We start from the raw sequence: 13,205 nt of genomic DNA, 5'->3' as shown, positions 1-13,205 counted from the left end.
TCGAGGATCAGGTTTTTCAGATTATGCTTGTGCTGATATTTTCGGCTTGTTATCTTTGTCTCGTTTCCAGACATATTGTAAAGTAAGTAACACGGCAAACGCTATTAACCCTGTGATGTCTGAAATCCGTTCTGGATAGATTAAGAGGAAACCAACAACCACTGCAATGATTCTTTCAAACCAGTACATCCCTCTCATCCAGTAACCAATAACTCCGGCTCCAATTGCGATCATACCAAGCATTGCTGTCAATACAACCCAAACGACTTCGAGCCATGTTGTGTCTATCATAAGAAGCGATGGTGAGAGAACAAAAATGTATGGAATGATAAACGCTGCGATTGCTAGCTTTGTTGACTCAATTCCTGTCCGTAACGGTTCTCCTCCCGATACTCCTGCTGCAGCAAATGCAGCTAATGCTACTGGAGGTGTAATATCTGCAACGATTCCGAAATAGAAAACGAAGAGATGAGCTGATAAATCTGGTACTCCTAGTAAAATAATAGCAGGTGCTGCGATCGTTGACGTAATAACATAGTTTGCAGTTGTCGGTGAGCCCATTCCTAGAATAAGTGACGCAACCATCGTTAACATAAGTGTAGGAATTAAATAACCACCTGACAATTCAATTAGTCCATTTGCTAACTTTAGACCTAATCCTGTTTTCGTTACAATACCAACAATGATTCCAGCTGCTGCTGTGGCTGCTGCAACACTTAAGGCAGTACGCGCTCCATCAACTAACGCATAAATAATATCCATAAACTTCATACGAACATCTCGATTAATAAAGCCGACAATGATTGAAATGAGAATCGAATACAAGGCAGCATGCGTTACTGTGATGTTCGACATGAGCAACAAAATAATCGCAACAATTGGAATTAATAAATAAATCTTTCTAAACACTTCTTTTCGACTTGGCATTTCTTCCTTTGTTAAACCGCGTAACCCAAGTCGCTTTGCTTCAAAGTGTGTCATAATCCAAATACCAGCAAAGTATAGGACAGCTGGTATTGCTGCAGCTTTTGCAATATCCCAATACGTAATTCCGTTTCCAATAAATTCAACCATTAAGAATGCTGCAGCACCCATAATGGGTGGCATTAATTGTCCGCCAGTTGAAGCCGAAGCCTCTACTGCACCAGCAAATTCTTTCTTATATCCGAGCTTCTTCATCATCGGGATTGTAAAAGCTCCTGATGTGACAACATTGGCAACAGAGCTTCCACTTATTGTCCCTTGAAGTGCACTTGAAAAAATCGCAACCTTTGCTGGCCCCCCAATACTTCTACCTGCGATTGCAATCGAAAGATCATTAAAGTACTGACCTACCCCTGTTCGAATTAAAAAAGAACCAAATAAGAGGAAGAGGAAGATAAAAGTGGAAGAAACAGCTAAAGGTGTTCCTAAAATCCCCTCAGTTGTAAAAAACATCGTCTGCACAAATCGATCTAAGCTTAAACCTCGATGCGATAAGAAGCCTGGCATATATTGTCCAAATAGCCCATAAAGTACAAATATAATCGCAATAATCATAATCGGTAGACCTACAGTTCGTCTTGTAGCCTCTAAAACTAGTAGTATCGCAATAATACCGACTGTAAAATCCAACGTGGTCAATCGCCCAACACTCATGACGAGATCTTCAAAAAACAATGGCCAATAAGCACCTACTCCAATACTTAAAAGTGCTAATATTCCATCATACCATGCAATCTGAAGCTTTCCCTTTTGTCGTTTCTTCCGATTTGCCGGAAAAAGTAAAAAGATTAAAGAAAGCGCAAAGCCTAAGTGTACAGTACGTTGAATTTGTGCAGTAAAAACACCAAAAATCGCTGTGTATAGTTGAAAAAGTGAAAAAGCAAGGAGACCAAAAAAGACGATATAGCCCAAAATTCCCGTAAGTTTCCTTGTCCCTGCTTCAGGATCGTATTTTTCTAGTAGCTCCTGTTGCTCTTCTTCTGTTAAGTATTTAATTTCTTCTTTATCAGCCATTCATGTTCACTCCTTTCAATTGTTGCCATAACGTAATTTTTTTCGGCGAGATTCTTACCCATATTCCAGGTTTCAAATAATGAGATAACGTAAAAGTATTATTCTGATAAATAAGTCGATGGTTTGCTCTTACTTGTCCAATTCTTAAATCAAAAAATGGGAATGAACGATTCATATTTTTTATATAGTATGTACCTGCAATTTCTTCAAAGACTTCGTCACCTTCTGCATTAGACGGCATTCCGACAGCAAAGTCTTCGTATGCGAGCTCTGTTTGAATGATTTCTTCGTCGGATATACGATACGATTCAATCACATCTGAGAGATGGATTGAGTGTGTATACTGGATTTGGAAGGTCTTGTCCTTTTCCAATGATAAATACGCAAGCAATTGAGCTTGGTCCTCGTATGTAAAAGCAATGACTTGTTTATAAGGAAAGAAAAACAGAAAAACGAAGAATAATAGCAGGGGGATACAAAGTAATGCAAAAGAAATCTTCCATTTCTTCATTGAATCCCCACCTTTCAATAAAATGAAATCGATAGACCACATAAAGCGATCTACCGACTCTTTTCATAATTGTTTACTCTGTAATGCCTTTTTCTTCAAAATATTTAGCTGCACCAGGATGAAGCTCCATATTTCCTAAACCTTCAAGTGCTGTTTCAGCGGTAATGAACTTACCCTTTGCATGGGTAATCTTATCAGTGTTTTCATACAAGGCTTTTGTCATTTCATAAACTAAATTTTCATCAAGTTCTTTCGTAACAACTAACATCGCTTTAACAGCAACTGTGTTCACATCTGATTCAATACCGTATGTTCCGCTTGGGATCTTATCTTTTGCATAATATGGATATTTTTCAATCAAGCTTTGAATTTTATCATCAGCAAATGGAATAATGACAACATCATTTTGTGCTGATAAAGCTTCAACAGCGCCTGTTGGTGTACCAGCAGTAACAAATGCTGCGTCAATATTACCTGATTGAATTCCGTCTGTAGACTCATCGAAAGAAAGGTTTTGTGCTTTAATATCGTCGCTTGTTAATCCGTGGATTTCTAAAAGCTGCATCGCATTAATATATACTCCTGATCCAGGAGCACCGACTGAAACGGATTTTCCTTTGAGATCCTCAACAGATTTAATACCACTTTTCTTAGTTGTTACAAGTTGTACCGTTTCTGGATAGATTGAACCAATTGCTTGAATATTGTCAATTGGCTTACCTTCAAACATTTCTTTTCCTTCTATTGCATAAGCTGCGATATCTGTTTGTGAGAAGGCAATCTCGGCCTCTCCAGCTCTTAATGTTTCCATATTTTCAGCAGAAGCACCAGATGTTTGTGGTGTAATATTCGCATCTGTGTTATCAGTGATGATTTTCCCAATTTGTCCCCCCAGTGGATAATACGTACCGCCAGTTCCCCCCGTTAAGAGACTTAAGTTTTGTTTGTCACCGCCGTTATTTTCACCATTATCACCTGAGACATCTTCACTACCACCGCCCCCACAAGCAGCAATGATCATCGTAAGTGCTAACATTATAACAACTAGAAAGCTACTACGAACTTTTCCCATAAAAATTCCCCCTTTGTTATTTTATGTAAAGTATACAACCTTATATTAACATACAAAACAATAAAACTGTCAATTATGATTATTCAGTAAACAATGTCTATTAAAACAGATTTAAGTTTAGCTTGAAGAATATCCCTTCAAAATGGACTAAATGAGAATTCTCCACAAAAAAACTGACTCAAACCGAGTCAGTCTTAACGAACACTTTCTTCCTTTTTAATTATAGGAAGTTTCTCCAATGCATCATCTAAATCTTTGATTAAATCATCAACATTTTCCAAGCCTACACTAAATCTAAGTAAGCCATCTGAGATTCCACGTTTTTCGCGTTCCTCTTGTGGCATTGCAGCATGTGACATTTTCGCAGGATAGGATAGGATTGATTCTACTCCCCCTAGACTAACCGCAAACACCGGAAGCTTAACGTTTTGAAGAAGTATTTTAACAGCATCACGATCTGCAAGTTTAAATGATAAAACAGCACCTGCTCCATCTGCTTGATATTGTTGTGTTTCATACCCTGGGTGATAGCTCAATCCTGGATAATAGACAGTTTCTACTTTAGGGTGTCTACTTAAATACTCGGCAATTTTCAGTGCAGATGATGAAGATTGTTTAAGACGCACATGTAACGTTTTTAATCCTCGCAACACAAGCCAACAATCTTGAGCCCCTAATACAGCCCCAAATGCATTTTGAAGTTTATATAATCGATCACCTAGCTCAGCGTCCTTTGCAACAGCAAGTCCTGCAAGTACATCACTATGCCCCGCTAAAAACTTCGTCGCACTATGAAGCACTACATCTACACCTAATTCTAAAGGTCGCTGAAGCTCAGGTGTTAAAAATGTATTATCTAAAAAAGTTAAACAGCCGTTCGCCTTAGCAAGATTCACAATCCCTCGAATATCCGTCACTTTCAAAAGAGGATTTGATGGTGTTTCCATGTAAATCACTTTTGTATTCGGACGAATTTCAGATGCTACTTTGTGCAAATCTGTCATGTCAACAAATGTGTGCTCAATGCCAAATCTTGAAAGTACGTCTGTTACCATTCGAAATGTTCCGCCATACACATCCTCTGTAACGAGAACATGATCACCTTGAGAAAGAAGGAGAAACGCGGTTGAAATGGCCGCCATTCCTGAAGAAAACGCCATCCCCCTTGCTCCACCCTCTAATTCAGCAATCGCTTGCTCTAATGCTTCACGTGTCGGGTTGCCAGAACGAGCATAATCATATTTCCCAAACTCATCGAGATCAAATTGATGAAAAGTTGATGTATGGTGAATTGGAACACTGACAGCACCTGTTTCTTTGTCCACTTTCGTATCATTATGCAATAATTTTGTTTGGAAAGACCAGTCTTGATTACTCACCAACTACATCTCCTTTCATTTGTTTAAAACTCTGAACTAAATCCTCAATAATATCTTCGGCATGTTCAACCCCTACTGAAAAGCGTAGCAATCGATTACAGACACCATTTGCAATTCTTATCTCTTCAGGAATATCCATATGTGTTTGGGTTGCAGGATACGTAATAAAGCTTTCGATTCCGCCTAAACTTTCCGCAAACGAAATTGTCTTTAGACTTTTTAAAAATGGATTCACCCATTTCTCATCCTGTACGCGGAAAGATATCATTCCACCTTTTCCTGGGTATAGAACATCAAGTACATCAGGATGCTCCTCTAAAAACCCGGCAACAAGCTTTGCATTTTGCTCATGCTGTTTCATGCGCAAAGATAAGGTTTTCATCCCACGCATTAATAACCAGGAATCAAATGGCGATAATACAGCACCTATTGCATTCTGATGTATGAAAAACTCCTCACTTAATTTCTCACCCTTTGTTACTACTAACCCTGCTAGCACATCATTATGTCCACCTAAATATTTCGTCGCACTATGAATGACGATATCAGCCCCGTCCTGGATAGGTGTTTGGATGACTGGTGTATAGAAGGTATTATCAACAATCACTAAAATATTATGTTTCTTTGCTACAGCAGCTAGCCCTTTAATGTCCGCTTCCTGCATTAATGGATTTGTCGGTGTTTCAATAAATAACGCCTTTGTTTTTTCAGTAATTAATTTTTCAGTTTCTGCTGGATTTGAAAAATCATCATATTGAAAGGATAAACCATATTTTTTCCATTCCTTTTCAAACAATCGGTACGTACCACCATATAGGTCAGATGATACAATTAGTTCGTCACCACTTTGAAAAAGAGCCATGATTGTTTGAATAGCAGCCATGCCTGAACTAAATGCAAATCCGCGATCACCATACTCTAGATCCGCAATCGCTTTTTCGACTAGAAGTCTAGTAGGATTTCCTGTACGAATATAATCAAAACCAGTTGATTCTCCAATCCCCGCATGACGATAGGCTGTCGAAAAATAAATTGGGGGGCTTACTGTACCTGTTACATTTTCACTTCGGTTACCCATTTGTGCTAATTTCGTTTCAATTCTTTGACTCATCTCTGTCACCATCCTAAGTTTTTTTCTAGATTATGCACATGAGAGGAAGCATCCAGCGCGATTCTTGGACAACTTACATTAGCAAAAGTGCCTTAATCAACCTCGGGTAATAAACCACTCATGAATAGAAGGAATTCTTCCTCTGCAATTCATGAACAAAACGAGGCAGGGCGTTTTAGCTGGATGCCGAAGCGCTTATCCACAATACAAGAATTAAAAATTTCCTTATACAACGAAAAAAGTCTTCCTCGGTTAAGAAGAAGACTGTGTATGTGATGCGCTTCTTCTTATCTCTCAAGCATAATACAGGTGTGGCTTGCTGGATTTAGCACCTTGGCACTCAGAATGTTTTGGTATATTTCATAGGAAATAGTTAATTTTGCGTGGTGGAATGATGAAACGTATTAACTAAATTTACTTAGCTAAATCATTATTCCTTACTTCGCAAAATCAACAAATACCAACTTTTCACTCGTTGTGTACCGGTTGCTGAGGCTTCACAGGGCCAGTCCCTCTGCCTCTCTTGATAAGAATATATTTAATTTTAATTTTTCCTTTTCATTACTTTACCGTATTCAAGAAGAGATTGCAACGTAATAATCATAATAGTTTAAAATATCGGAAAAATATTTCAGATGAAATGCTCATTTCTCCAGCTAATCATTGGGGGTTGTTACAGCCAACACATGTAAGATAAAATAGAAAGTGGTTACATCTAATCCCTTCAAAAAGATGCTTAACTTAAAAAATCATATTAACGTTAAAAATACTGGAGGGTTTTTCATGAGCAAACAATCAGGGATTATTAGAGAACATACTTTTTTCTCAGCAGCTTTACAAGAAGACTTAACATTGCTTATTTATCTTCCAGAGAATTTTTCTCCACTTTATAAATACAGCTTACTTATCGCACAAGATGGCCAAGATTATTTTCGACTCGGTCGAATAGGAAGACAAGTTGAAGCCCTAATGAAAGAAGAAGAAATTGAAAACATCATCGTTATTGGCATCCCTTATAAGAATGTCGAAGATCGAAGAGTAAAGTATCATCCACAGGGAGTAAAATTTCAAAACTATGTTCGGTTTCTAGCACATGAACTTGTCCCATATCTTGACAAGGAATTCCCAACTTACCAAGTAGGATATGGACGCGCTCTAATTGGGGACTCACTAGGGGCAACAGTTTCATTGCTCGCTGGACTAGCTTATCCAAACATCTTTGGAAAGTTGATTCTCCAATCACCATATGTTAACGAAGACGTGTTACAGGCCGTGGAGCAATTTTCCACTTCTTCTCGACCAACCATTTATCATCAAATTGGCAAAAAAGAGACGAAGGTTAAAACAACAACCGGAGAAATTCAAGACTTTCTCTCACCAAATAGAGAGTTAAAATTATTACTTTCTAAAAAAGGATTTTCCTATACATATGAAGAATTTGATGGAGACCATACATGGAAATACTGGCAGCCTGCTTTAACACCTATATTGAAGGATATTTTTGAATAAAGCGAGACTTGCATCAGTGAGGGTTTTCTTTCCACTGATGGGTAGAGAGACTTATCAGGCTTTTACGTGCAGTGATCCACCCACGCTTAGAGGCGGGATATTACTGCACGTTAATACGGGATAAAAACAACTGTGCAAGTACTGTGAACATCCTAGGACAAATAAACCTCAAATAAATGGTCGTTATTCTTTGTATTTTATTCACTTTGGACGTGGAACAGGATAACGGGGCCCTTACCTTTCGTTTTGTTTCGTTCGTTTCATATGCTTCTTTTTGAAAATTTGGTATACTAAAACTATATGAATCGTCTAGGAGGGAATGACATGAAATACGGAATTGCCCTTTTTCCATCAAAAAAAATACAGGATTTAGTAAATTCTTATCGTAAGCGATATGACCCAAATTATGCTTTAATCCCACCACATGTTACGCTAAAAACAGCATTTGATGCTTCTGCAGATGATATAGTTACTATTGCAAACGAGCTACGCATTACTGCACAAGATTCTAATCCAATAAAAATCTCGATTAAGAAGGTTAGTTCCTTTTCTCCTGTAAATAATGTGATTTATTTAAAAGTGGAACCAAACGATGACTTATTAGACTTACACTCAAAACTTCATAAAGGATCGCTAAGATTGGAGCCTGAATATTCTTTTGTCCCTCATATCACACTTGGACAAAAACTATCTGATGATGAGCATTCTGACGTACTTGGTAGTATTAAAATGCTAGACGTTCAACATGAAGAAGTTGTTGATCGTTTCCATCTACTCTACCAACTAGAAAACGGTTCATGGACCGTATATGAAACTTTTTTATTAGGGAAGGATAACGAATAATTTGAACGTACAACTAGTCACTACAAAAGAACAACTAGAAGATGCATACTCCGTAAGACGAACTGTTTTTGTTCACGAACAACATGTTCCTCTAGAAATAGAAATTGATCAATTTGAGGACGAAGCAACACATGTGGTCCTTTATGATGATAACGAGGAGCCGATTGGTGCAGCGCGTGTTCGTGTCTTAGATGGTATCGGAAAGCTTGAAAGAATTTGTGTTCTTTCAACAGCACGGAAAAAGGGTGCTGGAAAGCTGATAGTTAACAAATTAGAGGAAATTGCCACTTCACAAGGAGTTAGCAAAATAAAACTAAATGCGCAGACACACGCTATTCCGTTCTATGAAAGTTTAGACTATAAAACGGTTTCTGACGTATTTTTGGATGCTGATATGCCTCATGTTACAATGGTGAAAGAAGTTAATTAACAAAAGCGCTGGAGCTGGATGTCGTGTGCTTATCCACAGTACAATAATTTTATTAATTCTTAAGCATTAAAAAAGCTAACGTCTTGTTAGCTTTTTTAGTTTGTTTACAGTAGTTTATCGTGTTTACTTCTCTTTATTCTTCGCCAATTTTTCTCGATCTAGTAATCCTGGTGGCTGCTCTAACCAATTATTTTTAATCATAATATCAAGACCGCTTTTCGCAAATTTCGCAATTTCCATCGATAGTCGTTCATAATTGATTGCTAAATCCTCTCTTTGGCTCGCTGCAGCGGCAGTCGTATAGTAGTTCCCTACGCCAGCTGTTGTAAGATGGGTAGAACAATCTGTCATGTTTTTTCCTCCTTGAGACAATAGATACGCTTATTCTTTACTATCGAGTAGATTTCATTTCCCATTTGCACAATATTCTACTTACATTTAATCGGATAAAAAATGCTTTATTTGATAAAACTAATGCCTATGTGAATGGATACGGAGGTTTATTCGATGCATTTTGGGGACATCTTCATTGAATTAATTCTAGGGTTCATCGCTCTATTTATCATTACAAAAGTATTAGGAAAAACACAGATTACCCAAATTACTACATTTGATTTTATTTCGGCATTAGTTTTAGGGGAATTAGTAGGAAATGCAATTTTTGATCATGAAGTGGGAATATTTCACATTATATATGCCGTTTTTATTTGGGGGATACTTATTTTCGTTTTAGAAATGATTACACAGAAATTTAGTAAGACACGAGGATTTTTAGAGGGGAGTCCGACGATTATTATTCGTCAAGGTCAAATACTTCGAGAAAGCTTAAAAAAGAGCAAACTCGATGTAAACCAACTACAGCATTTAATTCGATCAAAAGGCGTTTTCTCCATCCGTGAGCTAGAGTATGCAATTCTTGAAACCGATGGTACAGTCAGTATATTAAAAAAGGCAGCCTACGAAACACCTACAAAAAGAGATCTACAATTAAACCTTGAACAAGTGAACATTCCGATTACACTTATTAGTGATGGCAAAGTCATAAATGATAATCTTACTGAAGCTGGCTTTAATACAACATGGTTAGAAGAACAGCTAAGGCAACAAAATATCTTTCGGGTCGAAGAAGTTATGTATGCCGAATGGCTGGAAGGTTCAGGTTTACATGTTCAAACAATTTAAAAATCCAAATACTTTCAATAAGTTGCATATTGATTCTACCTATATCTGAGGGCACACTAAAAACACAAGCTTGGCGCTTGTGTTTTTACTTGAAATTTAGATTTGACTAGGTTTTTCTTACAAAAGTACCTTTCCACCTTTCCTAAAAAGCGTATCTCATTATATTGATTCGTTAAATAGATTCCCACTTCCATTAGGAGTTGCGACATATTCATTCGTTTTAACCGTTTTCATTTTTTGTTCTAAAACATCTGCAAAACGTTGATGATTTTGTTTCCTTCCTTCATTATTATACGTATCGGAAAGTTGAATAGCTGTAGTTGGTCGGATATTTGAATAACGAACATCTACAGGTAAAGATCTGTTCACATACTGCTGATATCCATCATGTTGAATTGGTAATATGTAGCCCATTATTACACCCCTTAACAATTTTCTCCCTTCAATTCCCTCAAGTTAACAGAACAAGTTTACCTTTTCGATAGATAACGATTCTGTTAAGATATACATTGTCGTTTATTCTTACATTCGATTTCATCTAGTAGATTTCCTTTATTTACATATACGAACAAAAGCGCAAGCGCCTTGATCAGCCTCAGGCTTAGACCCAAGAGGGGCTAGGCGCTGGAGCTGGATGCAGTACGCTTATCCATAGTACATGAATTTTATAGTTCGCTATAAAAGAATAAATCAATTTTTTATGGGAGGAGGATCACTTTGAAATACGCAAAATTGAAAAATACAGAACTATCTTTACAACATTTGCCTCGCGAGGATTATCAACGAATCTATGAAGCTAGCTTAAAAAACGAAGTGACATGTAGCGCTTGTGGTAAACCAGTTAAGCTATATATCGGGTTAAGCAAACCACCATGTTTCTATCACACGAGCAAAATGGCTGATCAGCATTGCAATGATCTCATTGGTGACTCTCCTATCAAAACGAATACTTCGCAACAAACTGTTTCCGAAGACGAATATTCAGAACAAAATGGCTTTCGTTTGCCTAAATCTAGATCGATTGCAACGATTGATAAACCACTCGAAACAAAATGGCGTCAACCAAAAGCGCTTAAAGGGCGAACTTCTTTTTTACCAAAAATAAAAACACCTTCATCACTACTTGGGATCCCACTTGATGTTGAGCAAAAAGAAGCAGTAACCACGATTGATGGTCCCCTTCTCATCTTAGCTGGTGCAGGAAGTGGAAAAACGCGCGTGTTAACAACAAGGGCCTTATATATGATGGAGGAAAAAGCAATTGATCCTAGCTCAATAATGCTTGTTACCTTTACAGCAAAGGCCGCACGTGAAATGCAGGAACGCCTTCATGCAAACACGAAGCTACCAGCCCATCAACTCAGCCGTCTTGTGGTTGGAACCTTCCATAGTATTTTTTACAAAATGCTTCTCCATGACAACCGCGAAAAATGGAGTGGACAGCACTTACTAAAATGGGATTGGCAAAAGGAAAGCTACCTAAAGCAAGCTTGTAGAGAATTTGGGATTGATGAAAAGGATTTCCCATTTGATCAAGCCATTCAACAAATAGGCTATTGGAAAAACACGCTAAAATCACCTACAGATATAAAACCAAGCGAAGAATGGGAAGAAACAGCATTAGCACTTTACAAGTATTATGAAGAACAAAAGAGCAGTCGTGGTCAATTTGATTTTGATGATATGCTTGTGAAATGCTATGAGATGTTGAGTGCGAATCCAACCCTTCTTCAATCCTATCAAAATCGATTTCACTATTTTTTAATCGATGAATTCCAAGATATTAATCCTGTTCAATATAAGCTCATTAGGCTGTTGTCCAATCATACGAAAAATTTATGCGGAGTTGGCGATGATGATCAAACAATCTATAGCTTTAGAGGAAGCGAACCGTCCTTTATTTTAAATTTCAATAAAGAATATGAAGGGGCGCGCATCATTACCCTTTCCTCTAATTATCGATCAGATCACCATATTGTCTCTTCTGCAAATGAAGTCATTTCGAAAAATAAACATCGCTTAAGCAAACAGATGAATGCTCAATTTCAGACAGAGCAAATGCCAAGTTGCTTTTTTCCATATGATGAGGAAGAAGAAGCAACACTCATTGTTAACGACATTAAGGAGAAAATTGAAGCGGGTGCCAAACCAAATGAATTTGCCATCCTTTACCGCACACATACTGGCGGCCGTGCTGTCTTTGAACGCTTTGTTCAATCAAGTATCCCGTTTGTGATTGAAAAAGGGCAAAGTTCATTTTATGAAAGAAAAATGGTTCGAGGAGTTCTTTCATACTTACGTCTTAGCATTGATGCGAATGACACATCAGCAATAACAGAACTAATTCGCGCTTTATTTTTAAAACAATCTGTTTTGAACGATGTGAAGGCCTTATCAATCCTTCACGATTGTACACTTGTTGATGCATTATTATTTATAAGTGGACTTCCAAATTTTCAAATGGCTAAGTTAAAAAAGATTGTCCCGAGAATTAGCTCATTGAAAAGGGAAAATCCTGTCAAAGCAATCCAAGTGATTGAAAAGGAACTTGGTTTCTCTGACTATCTAAAAAAACAAGGAAACGAAGGGAATACAATGGAAAAGGGTTCTGATGATCTAAACGATTTAAAGGTTGTCGCGAAGAAATTCTCGAACGTATCCGAATTCCTTCAACACACTGAGCATATGACTTTAACGCAAAAAGCATTAAAAGAACAAAAAACGTCATATGAAGCAGGTGTTCAGCTCATGACGATTCACCGCTCAAAAGGTCTTGAATTTAAACATGTATATATCGTAGGAGCAGTCGATGGTTCCCTTCCACATGATTTCTCCCTAGAGGCTGCGAGAAAAGGAAATTATGAACATCTTGAGGAAGAAAGACGGTTACTTTACGTTGCCATGACACGGGCGAAAGAACATTTATTGATCTCGATTCCCTCTAAACGACGGGGGCGAAAATCAGCTGCTTCGAGATTCCTAAATCCATTGATCTAATTGTTAACAACGAAACTTCTTTCAGTGGGATTCTTATAATAATAAAAGGCTGTTTTAGTAAACTTTGTTGTTTTTAAACTTACTTGATTTCTAATTCAACTTCTCGAAATGATGTATCGTCCATAATCATGATTTATTGTCAGAACTTGAGATTTTTTGTCCAAGCTCAAGGT

General features: G+C 37.5%; 12 protein-coding genes and 1 riboswitch. Of the genes, 5 read left to right on the top strand and 7 right to left on the bottom strand.

Going from position 1 to position 13,205, the window contains the following annotated elements:
* Window positions 1-21: 21 nt before the first annotated feature.
* The 5 genes from K9V48_RS12140 to K9V48_RS12120 form a co-directional block, all read right to left on the bottom strand.
* Window positions 22-1,998 carry a TRAP transporter permease gene (locus tag K9V48_RS12140; RefSeq protein ID WP_224139262.1) on the bottom strand — a complete coding sequence of 659 codons (1,977 nt, stop codon included), beginning with the start codon at window positions 1,996-1,998 and terminating at the stop codon, window positions 22-24.
* Window positions 1,991-2,509: a DUF1850 domain-containing protein gene (locus K9V48_RS12135; protein ID WP_224139261.1), complete on the bottom strand. Its 519-nt coding sequence runs from the start codon at window positions 2,507-2,509 to the stop codon at window positions 1,991-1,993. The genes K9V48_RS12140 and K9V48_RS12135 overlap by 8 nt, the downstream gene beginning before the upstream one ends.
* A 73-nt stretch (window positions 2,510-2,582) precedes the next feature.
* Window positions 2,583-3,581 carry a TAXI family TRAP transporter solute-binding subunit gene (locus K9V48_RS12130; protein WP_224139260.1) on the bottom strand — a complete coding sequence of 333 codons (999 nt, stop codon included), beginning with the start codon at window positions 3,579-3,581 and terminating at the stop codon, window positions 2,583-2,585.
* Window positions 3,582-3,775: 194 nt separating this feature from the next.
* On the bottom strand, window positions 3,776-4,960 hold the full coding sequence (metC, locus tag K9V48_RS12125; protein ID WP_224139259.1) for a cystathionine beta-lyase: 1,185 nt from the start codon (window positions 4,958-4,960) through the stop codon (window positions 3,776-3,778).
* Window positions 4,953-6,071 carry a methionine biosynthesis PLP-dependent protein gene (locus K9V48_RS12120; protein WP_224139258.1) on the bottom strand — a complete coding sequence of 373 codons (1,119 nt, stop codon included), beginning with the start codon at window positions 6,069-6,071 and terminating at the stop codon, window positions 4,953-4,955. Before K9V48_RS12120 ends, metC begins: the two co-directional genes overlap by 8 nt.
* A 284-nt stretch (window positions 6,072-6,355) precedes the next feature.
* Window positions 6,356-6,604, bottom strand: a riboswitch (SAM riboswitch).
* A gap of 250 nt (window positions 6,605-6,854) precedes the next feature.
* Between K9V48_RS12120 and K9V48_RS12115 the strand changes: the two genes are divergently transcribed.
* The 3 genes from K9V48_RS12115 to K9V48_RS12105 all read left to right on the top strand — a co-directional run bounded on the left by K9V48_RS12115 (window position 6,855) and on the right by K9V48_RS12105 (window position 8,853).
* Window positions 6,855-7,580, top strand: a complete 726-nt coding sequence (locus tag K9V48_RS12115) for an esterase family protein (protein ID WP_224139257.1) — start codon at window positions 6,855-6,857, stop codon at window positions 7,578-7,580.
* Window positions 7,581-7,904: 324 nt separating this feature from the next.
* Entirely contained in the window at window positions 7,905-8,423 is a 519-nt protein-coding gene (locus K9V48_RS12110; protein ID WP_224139256.1) for a YjcG family protein, read from the top strand.
* 1 nt (window position 8,424) lies between these two features.
* Complete coding sequence (locus K9V48_RS12105; protein ID WP_224139255.1) at window positions 8,425-8,853, top strand: GNAT family N-acetyltransferase; 429 nt, start codon at window positions 8,425-8,427, stop codon at window positions 8,851-8,853.
* 123 nt (window positions 8,854-8,976) lie between these two features.
* Here K9V48_RS12105 and K9V48_RS12100 read toward each other — a convergent pair whose 3' ends face one another.
* Entirely contained in the window at window positions 8,977-9,225 is a 249-nt protein-coding gene (locus K9V48_RS12100) for a DUF3231 family protein (RefSeq protein WP_263432814.1), read from the bottom strand.
* 135 nt (window positions 9,226-9,360) lie between these two features.
* On the opposite strand from K9V48_RS12100, the gene K9V48_RS12095 reads away from it, so the two are divergent.
* Window positions 9,361-10,035 carry a YetF domain-containing protein gene (locus tag K9V48_RS12095; protein ID WP_224139254.1) on the top strand — a complete coding sequence of 225 codons (675 nt, stop codon included), beginning with the start codon at window positions 9,361-9,363 and terminating at the stop codon, window positions 10,033-10,035.
* Window positions 10,036-10,194: 159 nt separating this feature from the next.
* Here K9V48_RS12095 and K9V48_RS12090 read toward each other — a convergent pair whose 3' ends face one another.
* Window positions 10,195-10,449: a hypothetical protein gene (locus tag K9V48_RS12090; RefSeq protein ID WP_224139253.1), complete on the bottom strand. Its 255-nt coding sequence runs from the start codon at window positions 10,447-10,449 to the stop codon at window positions 10,195-10,197.
* A 303-nt stretch (window positions 10,450-10,752) separates the two neighbouring features.
* Between K9V48_RS12090 and K9V48_RS12085 the strand changes: the two genes are divergently transcribed.
* Window positions 10,753-13,032, top strand: a complete 2,280-nt coding sequence (locus K9V48_RS12085; protein ID WP_224139252.1) for a UvrD-helicase domain-containing protein — start codon at window positions 10,753-10,755, stop codon at window positions 13,030-13,032.
* Window positions 13,033-13,205 lie beyond the last annotated feature (173 nt).

Source organism: Metabacillus rhizolycopersici (genome assembly GCF_020075705.1).
The sequence above is the reverse complement of the archived record's forward strand: the minus strand, read 5'-3'. Positions and strand labels throughout refer to the sequence as shown.